11 protein-coding genes are annotated in these 19,797 nt (G+C 38.6%); 10 read left to right on the forward strand and 1 reads right to left on the reverse strand.

The features are described from left to right. Positions 1 to 8: 8 nt before the first annotated feature. A complete protein-coding gene (locus CWD91_RS13825) occupies positions 9 to 3,308 on the reverse strand; it encodes a SusC/RagA family TonB-linked outer membrane protein (protein WP_103441552.1) in 3,300 nt (1,099 codons plus the stop codon). 415 nt (positions 3,309 to 3,723) lie between these two features. Between CWD91_RS13825 and CWD91_RS13830 the strand changes: the two genes are divergently transcribed. From CWD91_RS13830 to CWD91_RS22975, 10 genes are all read left to right on the forward strand, one after another. Next, positions 3,724 to 4,224, forward strand: coding sequence for a hypothetical protein (locus CWD91_RS13830; protein ID WP_103441553.1), 501 nt, complete (start codon positions 3,724 to 3,726; stop codon positions 4,222 to 4,224). A gap of 677 nt (positions 4,225 to 4,901) precedes the next feature. Further along, positions 4,902 to 7,850 (forward strand): SusC/RagA family TonB-linked outer membrane protein, encoded by a 2,949-nt coding sequence (locus CWD91_RS13835; protein ID WP_103441554.1) that lies wholly within the window; start codon positions 4,902 to 4,904, stop codon positions 7,848 to 7,850. An 18-nt stretch (positions 7,851 to 7,868) separates the two neighbouring features. Further along, positions 7,869 to 9,554 (forward strand): RagB/SusD family nutrient uptake outer membrane protein, encoded by a 1,686-nt coding sequence (locus CWD91_RS13840; protein WP_093978242.1) that lies wholly within the window; start codon positions 7,869 to 7,871, stop codon positions 9,552 to 9,554. Positions 9,555 to 9,787: 233 nt separating this feature from the next. After that, positions 9,788 to 10,807 (forward strand): LacI family DNA-binding transcriptional regulator, encoded by a 1,020-nt coding sequence (locus tag CWD91_RS13845; RefSeq protein WP_103441555.1) that lies wholly within the window; start codon positions 9,788 to 9,790, stop codon positions 10,805 to 10,807. A 584-nt stretch (positions 10,808 to 11,391) separates the two neighbouring features. Further along, complete coding sequence (locus CWD91_RS13850) at positions 11,392 to 14,157, forward strand: TonB-dependent receptor (protein ID WP_157943791.1); 2,766 nt, start codon at positions 11,392 to 11,394, stop codon at positions 14,155 to 14,157. Positions 14,158 to 14,188: 31 nt separating this feature from the next. After that, complete coding sequence (locus tag CWD91_RS13855; RefSeq protein WP_103441557.1) at positions 14,189 to 15,181, forward strand: purple acid phosphatase family protein; 993 nt, start codon at positions 14,189 to 14,191, stop codon at positions 15,179 to 15,181. Positions 15,182 to 15,317: 136 nt separating this feature from the next. Further along, a complete protein-coding gene (locus CWD91_RS13860) occupies positions 15,318 to 15,995 on the forward strand; it encodes a response regulator transcription factor (protein WP_103441558.1) in 678 nt (225 codons plus the stop codon). After that, positions 15,992 to 17,236, forward strand: a complete 1,245-nt coding sequence (locus CWD91_RS13865; RefSeq protein ID WP_157943792.1) for a sensor histidine kinase — start codon at positions 15,992 to 15,994, stop codon at positions 17,234 to 17,236. Before CWD91_RS13860 ends, CWD91_RS13865 begins: the two co-directional genes overlap by 4 nt. Before the next feature lie 54 nt (positions 17,237 to 17,290). Then, positions 17,291 to 17,713 carry a PepSY-like domain-containing protein gene (locus CWD91_RS13870; RefSeq protein ID WP_103441560.1) on the forward strand — a complete coding sequence of 141 codons (423 nt, stop codon included), beginning with the start codon at positions 17,291 to 17,293 and terminating at the stop codon, positions 17,711 to 17,713. A 4-nt stretch (positions 17,714 to 17,717) separates the two neighbouring features. Beyond that, positions 17,718 to 19,769 carry a phytase gene (locus CWD91_RS22975; RefSeq protein WP_239985783.1) on the forward strand — a complete coding sequence of 684 codons (2,052 nt, stop codon included), beginning with the start codon at positions 17,718 to 17,720 and terminating at the stop codon, positions 19,767 to 19,769. Positions 19,770 to 19,797: the final 28 nt, after the last annotated feature.

Here is a 19,797-nt window from a genome sequence, read left to right on the forward strand (position 1 = left end):
GTTAAGTTTTAAAATGTTAGATTGAGACCAATGGTGATGGTTCTTGGTACTGGAAACTCTCCGGCCTGATAGCCTCCTTCCTCAGGAGTATCGCCGCTATAACTTTTAAAGTAATGTAAATTACTTCCCGTTAGGTACAGGCTTAGTTGACTTATTTTGTCGTTAAAGGCTTTTGTGGGAAGATCGTAGCTTAGGGTGACTTCCCTTAAGGCCAAATAATCTCCCTTTTCCCAAAAACGGCTGTTGACCGTAGCTTCATTTCCCCTGAAGATATTTCGTTGGGCATCTACAAAGACAAAACGGGGTATATCGGTATTGGTGTTTTCTGGAGTCCACGATTTTAGGATCAGGGCATCCTGATTTAGGTTTCCTTGGGTCTGTGCGAGACCTTTACCTCGAATATGGTTGTATATGATATGGCCAGTGGCAAAATCTGTTTTTACAAATAACCCGAAGTTTTTGTATTTAAAGTTTGAGGTAATTCCCCCGATGAAATCTGGAGTAGTCCTGCCAATGACCTTTTTGTCGAAACTATTAATAGTATTGTCATTATTGGTATCTACCCAGGCAACATCCCCAGGGTATCGTTGGGTGCCATTTGGCAATAAATCGTCCTGTCTTCCGGCATGGGCATCTACTGCAGCTTGATCGGCATAGATGTAATCCTGGACATAAGTAATTACCAAATCTTGACCAACCCTTTGTCCTTCCTGTAGGCCGCCTACCCATTCCAGCTCCCCGGTTTTGGGATTATTGATCTGTACCCCTCCCTGTCTGTTCAATTCATTGTCGTTTTCGGGAAGTGCTACCACAAAGTTTTTGCTATGGGATACGGTAGCTCCAATTTGCCATTGTGTATTTTCATTTCTGATGACATCGGCGTTTAATTGTAGCTCAAAACCTTTATTTCTTAAGGTACCGTTATTGGTTCTTATAGATCCATAACCGGTCCAGTAAGGAAGGGTAAGGTTAGATATCTTATTTTTTACATCCCTAATAAAATAATCTCCCAATACGCTTATGCGGTTGTTGAAAAAAGAAACATCCAAACCGGCATTGAAGGTGGTAGAACGCTCCCATTGAAGGTCCAAGGTAGGTAGGCCTGTATTGGCATATCCTGTTTGTCCATCATATATCCCTTGGTTGCCATAGGAACCATATACCACATAATTGGCCGATCGGGGGTTATTTTGATCTGGAGCCAAGGATTCCAAGTTTCCGTTTACCCCATAGCTCAATCTTGGTTTAAAGTTGGAGATTACCTTTGCAAGGGATGAATTGGCAAAGAAATTTTCATTGTGTGCGTTCCACCCCACGGATACACCAGGGAAGAACCCATATTTATTGTTCGCCAATTGGGAAGAACCGTCGTATCTATAGGTGAATCCGACTAAGTATTTATCGGCGAAATCATAGTTAAGGCGACCAAAGGTAGAAATAATCACGTTCTCAGTTTCAAAGCTGCTAGGAGTACCTACAGCTTCACTACCGGCATTCATCGTATAGATCAGATCGGTAGGGGAATTTTGGGTAGCTGCGGACAGACTAAAGAAGTTATCCTTGTAGTATTCGCCCCCTAACAACAAATTAAAACTGTGGTCATTTATTGCTTTGGTGTAATTTAAGGTACCGGTAAGTTGATTGCGTAGGGTTCTTCCCAAGCTTGCCGAGGCATTTCTGGTCGTGATCAGCGTATTTCCATTAAGGAAGGCCTTGTTAAACGCTTCATTGTGATTGTTAATGGTGAAATGGCTTCCTATTATAGAGGCTGTAAGATCCGAATATATCTTCCAATCCAATCCTACCGATGCGGACAAGCGCTGTTCCAGATTTTTTCGGATGAATTTGTCCTGATAGTATAGAGGGTTGCCAAATCCGCTATTGGTTCCCTGATTTAATTCTGTAGACAAACTACCATCTTCGTTGTTGTTGTAGGTCCTAGAGGTGGGAGCCTGACCAGCAAATCTTCTAAAAACCGTGTCATCACCACCCAAGGGACTTCGATTCAAATTGGAATGGGAATATAGGATGTTGGAATTCACCTTTAATTTCTCCGAAATATTGTATGAAGCGGTAAATTTTCCCGAATATCTCTTGAACCCTGAACCCAATATCAACCCTTCATTGTCCAAATAACCCAATCCCAAATAATAACTTCCCTTTTCATTGCCACCATCAAAAGAGAGGTAGTGGTCAATAGATTGGCTGCTTTGGTAAATATTATCGCTTACATCATTTTCCAAGAATAGAATCTCCCTACTTGGATCTAAAGGATCTGTTACGGTACCCCATCCTGGATAGTTGAGCAGATAACTATTGTTGTTATCCAAAAATTGGGTGGTAAAGGGGGAATTGGTGGTGTTGCCTCCAGTTCCAAAGGCGGTTGCCCCATCTATAAATGCTCCAAATCCAGTGGGTTGGTTGGTGGCTTCCCTATAATATTGAACTGCTTGCCTATTATACTTAATAAAGTCAGCAGCACCTATATAATCCGGAGTTTCCCGTTTTCTGTTAATACTGTATTTTTGTTTATAATTTATACTACTTTTTCCTATTTGGCCGGTCTTGGTAGTTACAAGGATAACCCCGTTGGCCGATCTGGCCCCATAGATTGCAGTGGCTGCGGCATCTTTTAGTACTTCTATGGATTCTATGTCGTCTGCATTAAGTGCATAGAAACTTCCGGGGATACCATCAATTAAAACAAGGGGAGAACCGGAACCGTCAAAATTGGTACCCCCACGTAGGATAATGGAAGGAGTGGATCCGGGCTGTCCGGTATTATTGGTTACCCTAAGTCCTGCAATGGTTCCTTGCAGGGCCGTTGCCGCATTGGATCTTGTGGACGTTTCCAATATGCGGGTGTCCAATTTGGCTACCGAAGTGGTCATTTTGGCCCTGGATTGGGATCCGTAGCCGGTAACGACCACTTCGTCCAGTAGGGCAGCGTCTTCTTGTAGGACTGCATTTATTGTGGATTGATCGCCTACGGTAATAGATTGTGATGTGAATCCTAAATAGCTAAATATTAGAACATCGCTTGTACTGGCCATAATGATGTAGTTGCCATCAAAATCACTTTGGGTCCCTGTTGAGGTCCCCTTGACCAAGACATTGGCTCCGGGTAGCGGTTGTCCGCTTCCGTCGGATATGGTTCCAGTTATTTCTTTTTGCTGGGCAAAGGTTAGGCCAAAGGTCAGTAAAAGAATAGAAGTGAATACCAAAGAAGGGGACTTGGTTGTTTTTTTGTTTTGAACGGACTTGGTAGTAGGTCCATTTCCTGTCCATGGTTTTTTAAGATGCTTCATAAAAAGGATGTGTTTGAGTTATCATATCTGTTAGATTTTGGGCAATATATAAATTTTATATTATTATGTTATACATAATGCATATAAAAATTACAATTTTAACATATATAAATGATTTTTATGCTATTCTATTTTAAAATATAATTTTTAGGCATAAATAATATATAATTATGTTTATGTAATAGAGGTCCTTGTTTTGCCAAGGTTGAGTTGGCTGGGTTTTGGGAGAGCAGGATAATTGTAATTTATAGGTGTCGTGGGGGTATTGAGTATACGCAGATTCTAAACCTTGGCATACTGCGGGGCAGGATAATGAGCATTCCCACAACCTTTTTTGTAGGTTTTACAACAAAAATATGGTCTAGAATAAAGAAGATTCTAGATTTATACCAAACCAAAATAAAAACCAACATTTATGAAAAAAGTACTTGTAACCCTTGTTTTTGCACTTTTGGGAATGGGATTGTTTGCCCAAAAGGGTTTGAAATTGGGAATTCACGGGGGGCTGCCCTTGGATGAATTTCAAGATGAGCTTAGCCTTGTTGCCGGAGTGGATCTGGGATATAGATGGGGATTGAGTGAAATTATAGACCTTGGGGTTATGGTAGGTTTTGTAAATGGTTTCCCGGAGAAATATGATCAGGAGCTCTTCGCTGAGGATTTGCCCAACATTCAATTTATGCCCCTTGCCGCCTCTGTTAGATTTTGGACATCCAATTCGTTCTCTCTAGGGGGTGATATTGGTCAGGCTATCGGAATAAACGATGGTAATGAAGGTGGATTGTACTATCGGCCAATAATAGCTTATTTAATGGGGGCCCAAACCGAAGTTAATTTATCTTATACCGGTATTGCCATGGATGGTGCCACGTGGTCGACCATTAACTTAGGGGTGCTCTATACTTTCGATTTTTAAAAGGTTCCTGGTTCTACCGGGGTTTATACCGTATAGTTACCCTTGTCCATATTGCTATTATTCCTTATCTAGTCAGCATTAGGTTGAATAGGACGACTTTGCTTTTCGTCGGCCTAGCTTTGCAACGGTCCTACCTATGTTAAGTTATGGTTACCGAGCTATAAAATGTCAATTGGTGCTGTCCAGGAATTTCAGCATATTAATTTCCTATGTATATGTTTATCTAAATACTTTGTAATCAGCTATATATATAAAAGAATTCTTTTGTTGTTTATAACTCTGGTCAAATTTATTTCTTCCTTTTACCTATATATGTTGCTCTGGAAAAGAATCCTGGATCAAAATAGAGAACCGGTTATTAAAATGTAAAGCCAAGGTAAAATCATAAAATCGCGCCATTTTCATAACGGCATTTATATAGTTTTGCCGCGTATAACCAATTCAATTAATTAATCGGTACTCTAAATTTAGGAGCAAAGTAAAGGACTGTAGTTTTTTTCCAAGGGAGGAAAGGAGTTAAATCAGCTTAATCACAACATGTTTTTGTGTCAGTAAGAAATTTCCTCCAAATCTATTGGTGTGCAAACCTTTGCATTGTTTTTTAACACCTTTCGATTCCGATATCGTTAATTATGTGTTAATTTGGTTAAGACAAAACTAATTTAAACCTTAAAAATATGAAGAAACTGAAATTTTTGATGTTTGTCTTTTTGATAGGCACATCCATGACAGCATTGGCACAGACCACGGTTAGTGGTACGGTGTCCGATGAACAGAATATTCCCTTGCCCGGTGCAACAGTGCTGGAAAAAGGAACTACTAATGGAACTACGGCTGATTTTGATGGTAATTTTACTATACAAGTATCGGACGAGAGCGCAATTCTCGTTATATCCTTTTTGGGATATGCAAGCAAAGAGTTTTCGCTTAACGGTCAAACCAATATAAGTGTAGCATTGCAGGAAGATTCATCCTTATTGGACGAGGTGGTCGTTGTAGGTTATGGAACCCAAAGAATTAAGGACGTAACTGGTGCGGTGAAACGGGTTACCAGCGAAGACTTTAATAAGGGAGTCGTTAATAATGCGGGCCAACTTATACAGGGTAAGGCTGCGGGTGTAAATGTTACCTCCTCAAGTGGTGAGCCTGGAAGTGGTCAGCGTATTGTGATCCGTGGACAAGGAACTATTCGTTCGGGATCTGGGCCATTATTTGTATTGGATGGATTTCCATTGGGCTTGGCAGGTACAGGTTCAGGGGAAAGCCCTTTGAATTTTATCAATCCAGATGATATAGAATCCATCGATGTATTGAAGGATGCCTCGGCAACTGCTATTTATGGTTCAAGAGGAGCCAACGGTGTTGTAATCATTACCACGAAAAATGGAAAGGCCGGTGTTTCAAAAATATCGCTTTCTACCAATGTAGGCGTCTCTACATTGGCTCGTAAACTGGATGTTTTCACCGCTGATGAATTCCGTAGGGAAGTGGCTGCAATTCCAGGGAGTGAGCTTATTGATGGAGGAGGTTCCACCGATTGGCAGGATGAATTGACCCGGGCTGCCATTACTCAAAACCACAACTTGGTTTTATCAGGGGGTACCGAAAAGGTCAATTACTATGCTTCCTTAGGTTTGCAAGATCAGGAAGGGATTGTTTATAACTCAGGTCTCAAAAGGACAAGTGCAAGGATTAATGTGACCCAAAAATTGTTGCAAGATCGATTGAAAATTGATTACAATTTAAATACTACAATTACCGAGCAATCCAGAAATAATAATCTGGGGTATTCTACCAACCCTACCTTTGATGCCTATACGGCTGATGGGGAAATTAACAACCCTCTTAATTGGAACAATCCATTGTTGTCCAATAAATATAACGGTGACTTTTCGGAATCTAGAAGGATTTTAATCAATATTGCACCTTCCTTTGAAATTTTGGATGGTCTGGTGTATAAATTAAACGTAGGTTATGAGAATAGATCATCGGATAGGGATCAACAAACGATTGCCAATAGTGATCGGAACGATTTAGGTTTTTTAAGACAGTCTTTTGGGAAGTATGAAAATAATCTAATTGAAAACTACTTGACCTATACCTTTGATGTTGGAGACCACAACCTAAGTATTTTAGGGGGTCATTCCTATCAAAAAACATTTTCAAGAAGTAGTAGTTGGTCTATTGATGAATTTCCGGCCGACACTGGTATAGATCCTCGTAACAACCCTGGTTTGGGTGGGGATACCAATATAGTTGACCATAGACCTTCGGGCAGTACATATGAAGACGAGTTGCAATCCTATTTTGGTAGGGCCAACTGGAGCTTTAAAGATCGTTACCTGTTTACTGCAACGGTTAGGGCCGATGGTTCCTCTAAATTCGGGGGAAACAACAAATATGGTGTGTTCTCTTCCTTTGCAGGGTCATGGAGAATCATAGAAGAGGACTTCATGGAGGGGTCTATTTTTAGCGATTTAAAATTAAGGGCGGGCTGGGGCCAGACCGGTAACCAGGAAATTCCCGGAAAAATCACAAAAGCCTCTTTTAGGGTTAGTAACTCCAGCAATGTGAGTTATCCAATTGATCAGAATGGTCCTTATCCCGTGGGATCCGAGTATACCCGTTTTGCCAACCCGGATATTCAATGGGAGGTTTCTACCCAATCCAATGTGGGTGTTGATTTTGGATTGTTCGATGGAAGTCTAACAGGTACCTTGGATTATTTTCATAAAGTATCCGATAATATCTTATTGGAGGTTACACCTGTAGATCCAATTGTACCGGCTCCTACTTATTGGACAAATGTTCCTGGCATGACAATTACCAACAAAGGGCTTGAAGTTGCGTTGGATTATTCCAAGCAGAACCCAGACGGTCTTTCCTACGGCTTTGGAGTAAATGCCACATTTATAGATAATTTAGTGGAAGATTCTCCTTTTACCATTGTAACAACTGGATCCGCTTCTGGTCAGGGGCTTACAGATGCTACCATTAACGGATTTGTTAGTGGAGAGGCTATCGGGGCCTTTTATATGCAGACATTCACAGGAATTGGTCCTGATGGTCTTTCGCAATTTGCGGACAATGACGGGGACGGTGAGATTACCGAAAAGGATAGAACCATTGTTGGAAGTGCTTTGCCCGACATGACCTATAATTTTTATCTAAACTTGAAGTACAGAAGGTTTGATCTTAATGCCAATTTTAACGGGGTATCCGGAAATGAAATATATGACCATACCGCTATGGGGAGTTTTTACAAAACCTTGTTGAGCAAATCTAACAACACAACAGCAGCTGCCATAGAGTATCCTGAAGAAAGTATCATAAATTCGGCAGCCGTTTCCACACGTTATTTAAAGGATGGTTCTTATTTGAGATTAAATAATTTAACCTTTGGATACTCTTTCGATACAAAATCCATGTCATGGGCTTCAAATTGGCTCCAGGAATTTAGATTGAGCTTTACTGGTCAAAATCTATTCGTTATTACGGATTATGACGGTTATGATCCAGAAGTGAATACGGATAGTTCTACCAATGGGATTCAATCCTTTGGTATTGATAAGTTCGCCTACCCTAAGGCAAGAACATTTGTTTTTGGTTTGAATGTATCCTTTTAATAAAAAATAAAAATAGATATGAAAAACAATATAAAATTAGCACTGTTGTTAGGCAGCATGTTACTGAATTGGAATTGTACGGATCTTGAGGAGAATATATTGGACGAATCTTTGAATCCCAGTACAGAAGGAATTGATGAAGCTGTGGCAGCTATTGCCCCGGTTTATGCAAATGCAAATAACAATATTTGGAGGCATACGAATTATTTTTCCATGCAGGAAATCTCTACGGATGAAGCTATATTGCCCTACAGGGGTGGTACCGATTGGGGTGATGGAGGTAAATTTTCGGATTTGTATCGTCATGCCATGACTCCTGGTAATCGTATTATGAGCGATGTATGGAACGGGGTTACCAGACATATAGCAAGATCGGTTAGTGCCATAAATGCTCTGGAACCTCTGGCAGAAACAAATCCCCAAGCAATTGTCTACTTAGCGGAAGCCAAGGCCATGAGGGCCCTGTTTAACCATATTTTATTGGACGCATTTGGTTTGGTATTCGTTAAGGATAATATTGATGATCAGTCAGTTATACTAAGAGGTAGTGAGGCAGTGGATTATTTAATAAGTGAATTGAAAGCAGCTGAACCCGATTTATCTACAACGACTGCCGTTGGACCGGGTAGAATGACAAAGACAGGTGTTCAGGCATTGTTGGCGAGAATATATCTGAATGCGGCGGTATATAGGGATCCTTATGGGACACCTAATTTTACTGCAGCAGATATGGATGCGGTTATCCAATATACCAACCAGGTAATTAATTCAGGCGAGCATGCTCTATCTGCAGAATATTTTGAGATTTTTGATGATGAAAACCATACCAATAAAGAGTTGATTTTTGCTATAGATCAACGTCCAGATTTGGATGGTCACAATCGTATGGCCTATTTCTCTATGTCTGGAGATTTTTACCCCTTGCCAGAATTTCCTAGTGCCAATGGTACCGATGCCGCGGCAATTACTCCAGATTTCTATCAGACCTGGGTAGATGCTTATGGTGATGTAGATCCGGCAGATGCAGATCCCAGATTCCATAAGGATAATTTGATCAATGAACCCGGATGTGTGAGTGCCGAAGATTTTGAAGTGGATAGGGGTATTTATAGAGGCCTATTGTATGGCTTACAACACGATCAGGGCGGAGATCCCTTTGAGCGATGCGATGGCGACAATTACGTAGTGGACTTGGTTGTAAACCGTAGGTCCGAGGTAGGTGATCCTGTTTTTCATTCCTTGGAAATCGACTTTACTACCAATAGTTCGCATAGTAATGGATATAGGGTATTGAAGTATGAGTTCAGTAAGACTTCGGACTCTGGAAGAAACAAAGGACAGGCAGATCTTGTAGTTTTGCGCTTGGCCGATATGTACCTGATGCGTGCGGAGGCAGCATTAAGAAAGGGAGATGCTGGTGCCGCTCTTGCCGATGTTAATTTTGTTAGGGCTTCTAGAACCGCTAGGCATACGGCTCCTGCACTTGATGAAATGAACCTGGATTTACTATATAGAGAGCGTGGATTTGAGTTTTATTGGGAATTCCAAAGACGTACGGATATGATTCGTTTTGGAAAATATGAGGACTCTTATACCGAAAAAACAAATTCAGATCCTCAGAAACGCCTTTTTCCAATACCACAAAGTGCTGTTGATGGAGCCTCTATCCTTGATGGGTACTTGGTTCAAAACGCAGGATACTAGGAAGATTAAAAGGAATTGACTTTTGAAAAGGGTGGGCAAATATTTGCCCACCCTTTTTTTTGGGCTTGCGGGCCGTTACCTCAAGTAGTTGTAGTGTATTTTGTTTACAAGTTCCAATTGCCTAATTTCGGAATATAATTGCCTAAATAATAATTAGTAGGTTCTAAGGGTCCACACCGTGTAATAAATTGGAAAATGAAAAGGGAAGTTAGGATTGTAAATAGGGACTTTTTATGAAGAAGGGCCGCGTTACCATTAAGGACATTGCACGGGAGCTCAATATAGCTCCCTCTACTGTTTCCAGAGCCTTGAACGATCATCCGGCCATAAAAAAAGAGACCAAGGATGCCGTTAAGGCACTTGCGGAAGCATTGGATTATCAACCCAATCTTTTAGCGTTGAACTTACTGCAAAAAAAATCCAATACCATTGGAGTGATAGTGCCAGAAATTACGGGCCATTTTTTTTCCGCAATAATTACTGGGATACAGGACGTAATTGTTGATTCCGAATACAATATTATGATCTGTTTGTCCAACGAATCCTATGAGGAAGAGTTGACCATTGTAAAGAGGTTATCAAAGATCCAGATAGATGGGGTCCTGGTATCTCCCTCCTCGGAGACCAAGAATTTTGATCATTTTCGAAGGCTTCAAAAAAGCGGTATCCCTGTGGTGGTTTTTGATAGGGACTGTCCTGGACTTGAGGCCGATAAGGTATTGGTAGATGACTATTTTGGGGCTTTTCAGGCTGTGGAATATTTAATCGGAACAGGTTGCAAGAACATTGCCCACCTTGGGGGGCCCTTAAACTTGAGCACTACCGATCATAGGTTGCAGGGTTATCTGGATGCCCTTGAAAAAAATAACATTGAGGTAAACAAGGAGTACATTGTTCACGTCCCTGGGTTTAACCACAAGGATGGAATTAAGCCCTCAAAAAAAATACTGGAACTTAAAAAACGTCCCGATGCTATTTTCGCCTACAACGATAATATCGCCATTTCGGCCATGCATGTCGCCAAAAAATTTGGTTTAAAAATTCCGGAGGATATCTCTATTATAGGATTTGATGATGAACCGCATTCCAATTTTATTACACCTTCTTTATCTACTGTTTGGCAACCCGTCTATAGTATGGGAATGCTCTCCGCTAGAATATTATTAAGTCATTTGAACGACAAGAATACCGCCTTAAAGTTTCGTAGGGAAGTCTTTAAACCAGAGCTGGTTATAAGGGCTTCTTCACGTTAATGTTAATTGGATATGACTGAAAAATGAAAATGTATTGCTTTACATTTGAAAGGTGTGTTCGGGATACATAAATATTTGTTCCTACATTTTGTGGATTAGAAGTGCCTCCTGTGCTATGCTACAATTCTAGCCTTTTATTAATTATTCTCTTTATTGCCGGCAATGGTATTGTCATGGATATTTATGGGAAACTAAAAAAACAACTTCCTAGACCAGAAGTTTTTGCTTTTCAAAGTAATACATGATGAAGTGTACTTACCAGCCTAGTCCAATATTTAGTAAAGCCTACCTTGTAATATATGATAATTGCAAATTATATCTTCTATACGCAGTATGAACTTCCATTGGATTGCCATTTTGTTATAAGGCATTCATTTTATTTTTAAAGGCCAATATGATTGTTTTCATAATGAAATGAAATTGGCCCCTAACTTTGTTCATAGTTGAACAAATTTATTTACAAAAACATTACTTGTCGGCAAAATACAGTTAACAAAAACTTATTAATATTGGCAGTACAGATTTCAAACAGAATTGAAAGCTATTTTTATATTATAAATATCAACCACCTAAAACCAATAAAAATGAAATCGAAGTACTTGAAAATTAGGATATATTTAATTCTATTGTTGATAGGTATTTTTTGTTCTTCCCATTTTGCTTATTCCCAGTCCCAGAACAAGGGATTTATTAAGGGCACTGTAAAAGATATGGAATCACAGAATCCATTGCCTGGTGCAAATATAAGAATAGTAGGCTCTTACATTGGTGCAACCACAAATTTTGACGGTGAGTATTCACTTGCAGTTAATTCAGGTAATTTTGAAATAGAAGTTAGCTATATAGGAGAAAAGACTAAAACTTTAAGCGTTGAGGTGGGAGCCGGGGAAACCAAAGTGGTCAATATTGAACTGGAAATGGAGGCAACCCAATTAAACGAAATAATTCTGGCAGGTTCCCTGGACGGACAAATGAAGGCGTTAAACCAGCAGAAATCTGCCGATAACCTTAAAAATGTTGTCTCTTCCGATCAAATGGGGAAATTTCCTGATCAGAATTCAGCGGAATCCCTTCAAAGGGTAACTGGAGTAAATCTTCAGCGCGATGAAGGGGATGGACGATTTATTCTAGTACGGGGATTGGCTCCACAATTCACCAATATTAGTATAAATGGGGAACAAATTCCTTCTCCGGAAGGGGATTCGCGCTTTGTGGCATTGGATGCCATACCCTCCAATCAGTTGGCCTCAATTGAAATTACAAAATCCATCACACCAGATATGGATGGAGATGCAGTGGGAGGTTCTGTCAACCTAAAAACTCCAACAGCCTATAAAAAGGAATTGGAGGTTTCAGGTTCCTTGGGAGGGGAATATAACAATTCTTCGGAGAAGACAACTGCACAAGGGAATATTACCTTGAGTAAACGAACCAACAATGACAAGTTTGGGATTATAGTTGGGGGTAGTTACGCGCCTAGCGAAAAATTTTCTGAGAGATATTCCTTTGATGGTTGGGATAAGGATAATCCGGAAGGATTGGATGAGGTGGAGATTACAAGTTATGAGGTTTCTAGAAAACGTATTGGGGCCAATGCCACTTTGGACTACAAATTCAATGATAAAAATCAGATATATTTTAGGACTTTGTACAGCGAATTAAGGGAGGTGGAACAAAGAAGAAGGCTTCTTCTGGAATCGGAAGAGGACGAGGATATATTGGAATATGGGGTTTCCAAGGAACTCAAATATCGTCCGGAGAACCAGGGGGTGTATAGCTTTAATCTTGGCGGAAATTACTCTGGGGCGAAGGTAATTTTGGATTATGAAATAGCATATTCCGAGGCATTTCAAAAAACTGAGGCAAACGAAAAATCGGTGTTTGAAAACGCAGAGGACGTTACATGGAGCCTTGACATCTCCGATCGTTATAGTCCAAAGCTCAATAGCTTCACCTACGATGCGCAAAATGCTCAGGTAGGCAATGCGGCCCTTTTAGGATTGGATGAGTGGGAAAATGAAGTGACTACTGCCAGGGACCATAATACTACCGCTAAAATAAATGCAGCTTTTCCTTTGAATATTTCTGAAAAGCAAGGCGAACTGAAAATAGGAGGTAAGCTTAGGTTCAAAGACAAAAATTTTGTTGTAGATAAATTTGAAAGTTATGGGTACGAGGGAGATGATGATCTTTTCTTAAGTGACTTTGCGGATAATCATGTGTATTCCGGGTTTATGGATGGAGAATTTAATCAGGATTTAGGACCTTTCACTGATAGAAATAAATTCAATTCATACTTTGATAGTAATATAGGGGACTTCGAAGCCGATTTTGCAAAGGCTGCCGAAGAAAAGGCCTTACAGGAATACCAGGCAACAGAAAATGTGTTTGCCGGATATGTTCAGGGCAAAATACAATTGAACAGACTTATGATACTAGCCGGGGTACGTTACGAAAAAACCAATTTTGATTATGCCTCTGGACAATGGGACGAAGATACTGAAGAAGCTGTGCCGGTAAGTGGGACCAATGATTATGGATTTCTTTTACCCATGTTTCACCTTAAATACAATATAAGCGATAACGACATTTTGCGTGCTTCCATTACAAAATCCTATTCCAGACCTAATTTCCAAGATCTTGTTCAAGGAGCAACTTTTAACGGAGAAGAAGCATCAATTTTTAATCCGGACCTTAAACCGGTAAGGGCTACGAACCTCGATATTTATGGAGAGCATTATTTTGGCACACTGGGACTACTGTCCGGAGGCGTTTTTTATAAAAAATTAAATGATTTCATTTATCAGCAAACTACAGATCAGACCTTTAGGGGCATACCGGACATAGAGGTTACCCAATCCGTTAATGGTGATGATGCCTCTTTACTAGGTTTTGAAATAGGATATCAACAGAATTTAAGTTTTTTGCCTGGCGTACTTAAAGGCCTCGTGGTTTATTTAAATTATACGCATACGACTTCCGAAGCCAATGTTGCCAATTTTGCACAAGGGGCAGATCTGAGCGAGATAGACTTGCCAGGGCAAGCGGATAATATTGGTAATGCTGCCCTTGCCTACAATATTGGAGGATTCAAGGCAAGATTGTCATTTAATTATAATGGATCCTATATCAATGAGTTTGATGGTGGAGATATAATTAATGTGGAAAGTAGACATCAGTGGGATTTTTCCATGAGCCAATCATTTAGTAAAAATAAACTGACAGCTTTTCTGGAGTTGGTAAACCTAACTGATGAGGACGAAAGGGAATTTTACAATACTAAAAATACACCTAGTTTTAGGACAAGATATGGATCTTGGGGCAGATTGGGTATAAGGTTTAATTTCTAATATATTCTCCGCCATTTTTAATTTATATTTTATGAAAAGCATTTGGAATAAGCTTACGCCGATATTTCTGCTATTACTTTTTGGGTTTAGTTGTAGCGCCACTAAGGTAGATGGGAATGATATGCCTTTGTGCGATAACTATAAAGTAACAGATAGTCTAGTGGTTATGAAGGATGCGTTACACTTCCTAGTGATTGGGGATTGGGGCCGAAAAGGCTATTATAACCAACAACATGTTGCAGATAGAATGGAAGAAGCTGCCAAAACACTGGACGCGGAATTTGTCATAGCCTTGGGCGATAACTTTTACCCTAATGGTGTGGCGAGTATAGACGACCCCAACTGGGTGGCTTCCTTTGAAAATATTTATAAAGGATACCATCTTGAAATTCCGTGGCATGTAGTTTTGGGCAATCACGATTATAGGGGAAACCCTCAGGCCCAAATAGACTACACATATAAAAGCCAACGGTGGAATATGCCATCACGTTATTATGACTACGGTTTTACTGATGAAGACACTGGTTTAAATGTTCATTTTCTATTTTTGGACACCTGTCCCTTTGAAAAGAAATATTATACTGAAGAGGCCTATGCTAATGTTAAGACCCAGGATTCCACACAACAGATAAAATGGATAGATAGTATTATTTCTTCTAAGCCAAAAGCAGATTGGACAATTTTTTCGGGCCATCATCCATTATATTCCGGAGGTAAACGGATTGAGGACACGGAACAAATAAGAAATTCACTGCAACCCATTTTGAAGAGAAGTAACGCAGATGTATATTTTGCAGGTCATGAGCACGATCTACAATATATTAAACCGCAAGGAAAGACCCATCATTTTATTTCAGGAGCAGGTTCTGAAGTCAGAAAAACAGGTATGATAGATGGCATATCAAAGTTTGCCGCTTCTGTTCAGGGGTTTATGGCGGTTTCTATAACTAAAAGTCAAATGTTGGTGCAGGTCATAAATTATAAAGGCAATGTAATCTACACCACGGAAATAAAAAAGGAGTGAAGTTTAATTAGTTTTGTCAGTGACCAAGAGGTTAGATGCATATCTAGCCTTTTTTCTTTACTTATTATTTATAAGGGTCGAATTATTTCATACTTTTCTAATCAACATAATATAAAATAAGAGGTAACAAACTAGCATGAAATTATTAATTATAGAAGACGAACAAGAAGTTCAGGATGACTTAATCGAATTCCTTAAAGGGGAAAATTTTTTATGCGAGGCGGTATCCACTGCCTCATTGGCCAAAGAAAAAGTATATATGCATGAATATGACGCGATTATTTTAGATATTGGCCTTCCAGATGGCTCTGGGCTTGAAGTTTTAGAATATCTAAAAAAATTAAACAAGGATACGGGTGTCATTATTCTAAGTGCCCATGGCGCCATAGATGACAAAATTTCTGCCTTAAATATTGGAGCTGATGATTATCTTACAAAACCATTCGATTTTAATGAGCTTAATGCCAGAATAAAATCAATAATTAGAAGAAAACAGTTTCATGGCAACAATACAATAGATTTTGGTGACATTAAAATAAATACTGTCTCTCATGAAGTTGTAGTAAACAATAAGAACATTACCCTAACCCAAAAAGAGTATCAAATGTTACTTTATTTTATAAGTAACGAAAACAGGGTCATAACCAAGGAATCAATAGTGGAGCATTTATGGGGGGATGATACTGATATGTTCGATTCTTTCGATTTCATTTATGGTCATATAAAAAATTTAAGAAAAAAAATAGTCAATGCAGGCGGTAACGATTATCTCTCAACCATTTATGGGGTGGGGTACAAATTCCAAAAAATTTGAAATTATTAGTCAAAACATCACTTTATTATGCCATGGCTTCGTTGCTTTTTTTTGCCGTTGCCGGTTTTATTATCCTCATTAATTTTAATAATGTCATTGATAATGATATCAATGATTTTCTAGTAAACAGGGAAGAAATTGCCACTACACAAATAGTCAATGATATTCCTATTGAAGCCTTGAACAACTATGAGCAAATAATTAAGATTTCAACGAACCAGGAAGAAATAGATAATTTAATGTTCACAGACACCATAGTCTATGATATTATTGATGATGAATTTCATGCCTATAGAAAATTAAATGTCATTCGCAAAATAGGAACAGCTTTTTATGACATCACCATCTTCAAGTCCTTAATAGAATCGAAACTTTTGGTGGTAGAGATATTAAAACCAATGTTATTGGTTTTTTTAGGGTTGCTTACCTTTCTTATACTTGGTAACCTTTTTATTTCAAGGGGTTTATGGCGGCCTTTTAAGGAAACACTTATCACCCTAAAGAATTATGAACTTGGAAGTACACGATCTATAAATTTCAGCAAGACGAATACGCAAGAATTCAATCAGCTTAATAGTATGTTAAATACTATGATTAAAAAAATTCATTATGATTATCTCAATCTCAAAGAGTTTACCGAGAATGCTGCACATGAGATCCAGACCCCATTGGCCATAATTCGCAATAAATGCGAAATGCTTTTACAGTCCGAAAAACTAACCGATGTTGAGTTGAAGCCTCTTAAATCTATTTACAATAGTTGCTTGCGGTTATCAAAAATAAACCGCGGTCTTACATTATTGGCTAAAATTGAATCTGGTGCTTATGATAATTCTGAGAAAATCGATATAACGGAAGTGGTAAAGAGCCAAGTTCAGCACTATATAGAAGTTATTGAGCTCAATGGGCTAATGATTAAAATGGATTTAAATCATCAAATGCACTTTGTCATCAACCCTGACCTTATAGAGATTTTAGTATCAAATTTAATAAGAAATGCCATTAAACATAATACTACAAATGGGAAAATACATATAATTACTTTGCAAAATTGTATTAGGTTTTCAAATAGCGGAAATCAATCTAAAATGGATACCGGTCAATTTAGAAGGTTTAATAGATCAAACAAAAATTCGTTGGGCTTAGGGCTGTCTATTATAAATAAAATTTGTTTGGCCTATAATATTCAGCTAAAATATAGCTATGAAAATGGACTACATAATTTTGACTTGAACTTTTGATTTTATAGACAGATTCTCTACAGAATTAACCCATAAGTTTACTAAACATAAAATATGAAGCAGTTAATTATAATAGTAATTATAGGGTTTATGGTTTGTTCATGTAACAAGGAAACTGTTCCAAGAGAGGTTCAACTCAAATTCTTGGAACTTGAACCGTCAGCTCACAATATTGAATGGAGTCTGAAAAGAGAACTATATAGGTTGCATTACACCTTGGACGGCTTCAATTACACTTCTTATTTTGATAAAGCGGGGAACTGGCTTGAAACTGAATTGGAAATTGATGAAAGTGAACTTCCAGTAGCCATATCCAATACGATAGCTGAAAAATTAAGTGATTACTCAATTATAGATATTGAGTTGGTGAAAACAGCGGATAATCAAATATTTTATGAAATAGATCTTAAAAAAGGAGATAAAATTTACGATATACTTTTTAACGATTCAGGAAAAATATTAAGAAAAAAGATTTAACATTATGAAGATTACAAACCCGGCAGCCAGTCTATTAGGTTTATTAGGCGTTATTTTAATTAGTGCTTGCGAGTCAAAACCAGCGATTTCAGAGAACGCCATAAAACCAAAAATCATAACACAGGTCACAAAACATGATACTGATGATGCGGCCATTTGGGTAAATGAGGAAGACCCATCACAAAGCTTAATACTAGGAACGGATAAAAATATGGACGGTGCCTTGTATGTTTACGATTTAAAAGGCAATATCATTGAAGATAAAACGGTTAGGGGTTTAAAACGTCCGAACAATGTGGACATTGAAGAATTTGAACTAGGTGAGGAGGAATTTTCCATTGCAGTTGTTACCGAACGCCTTACCAATAAAATAAGAATATTTAGGCTTCCAGAAATGACACCTTTGGACAATGGGGGCATTGAAGTTTTTGAAGGTGAAGAGCAAAGGGACCCTATGGGGGTTTCATTATATAAAAATCCGGAAGACAAGGTATATGCCTTTGTTGGAAGAAAGTCTGGGCCACTGGATGGGTATATTTGGCAATATGAATTAAAAGGAGATGAAAACGGAAATATCATTGCCGAAAAAGTACGGGCTTTTGGAAAATATAGTGGAAAAAAGGAAATTGAGGCCGTAGTAGTTGATGATGAATTGGGTTATGTTTATTATTCGGATGAAGGAGTAGGGGTTCGTAAATATTATGCCGATACGGACAAGGGTAATGAGGAGTTGGCACTTTTTGCGACAGAAGGTTTTACAGGAGACCATGAGGGGATTAGTATTTATACAACGGATATTGGCACTGGTTATATAATCGTTTCAGATCAACAAGCCAATAAATTTCAATTATTCTCCAGAGAAGGAAGTGTAGATAATCCACACCATCATGTATTGGTAAAATCTATCGATGTTTCAACAATGGAGAGTGATGGCTCAGAAGTTATAAACGCATCATTGGGCGATCTGTTTCCCAAGGGATTGTTTGTGGCTATGTCAGATGATAAAACCTTTCAATTATATGCTTGGGAAGATATTGCTGGTGACGATTTAATAATTGCACCAGATGGTCTGCCTCAGCATACCAAAAACGCTATACAACCTAAGTATATAACGGAAAAGGTTGTTTTTGATACGGATGATCCTGCTATCTGGGTAAATAAAAATGATCCAGCCCAGAGCTTAATAATTGGTACCGACAAAGAAGATGGTGGAGGTTTATACGTTTTTAATTTACAAGGAAAAATCATTAAAGACAAAAGTATTCCAGATCTTCAAAGGCCAAACAATGTAGATATTGCTTATGGGTACAATTTAAATGGTAAGCCTATTGATATTGCTGTAACGACGGAAAGAAGCAAAAATCAATTACGGATTTTTAGTGTGCCCGATATGAAACCCATAGATGGTGGTGGGATGGCTGTTTTTGAGGACAGAGAAAAGAAAGATCCAATGGGAGTTGCATTGTACAAAAATCCCAAAGATGGAATTGTATACGCTATTGTTGGCCCTAAAGATGGGCCGTCAAAGGGATATCTATGTCAGTACCGAATAGATAATGACGGTAAAGGCAAAGTGAAGCTGACTAAGATTAGAGATTTTGGAAACTATAGTGGAATAAAAGAAATTGAAGCTATTGTTGTTGATAATGAATTAGGCTATGTGTATTGTTCAGACGAAAATTTCGGGATTCGTAAATACCATGCAGATCCTGCCAAAGGGGATGAAGAATTGGCATTATTTGGAACAAAGGAATTTGGCAGGGATATCGAGGGTATTAGTATTTATAAGAAGGACAATGGAACAGGCTATATTTTAATATCTGACCAACAACAAAATACCTTTAATATATTTTCTAGAGAAGGTTCTGAAGGAAACCCGCATAATCACAAGTTTATTAAATCCGTAGAATTAATGACTCTTGAAAGCGATGGTTCAGAAGTAACTTCGGTTAGTTTGGGCGATGAATTCCCCAAAGGAATGTTCGTTGCAATGTCTACAGATAAAACATTTCATATATACGACTGGCGCGATATAGCTGGAGACGATTTAAAATAATCTAGTGTATTTAAATAATATTAAACCT

The sequence above is a fragment of the Arenibacter hampyeongensis genome, from assembly GCF_002909255.1.
GTDB lineage: Bacteria > Bacteroidota > Bacteroidia > Flavobacteriales > Flavobacteriaceae > Arenibacter > Arenibacter hampyeongensis.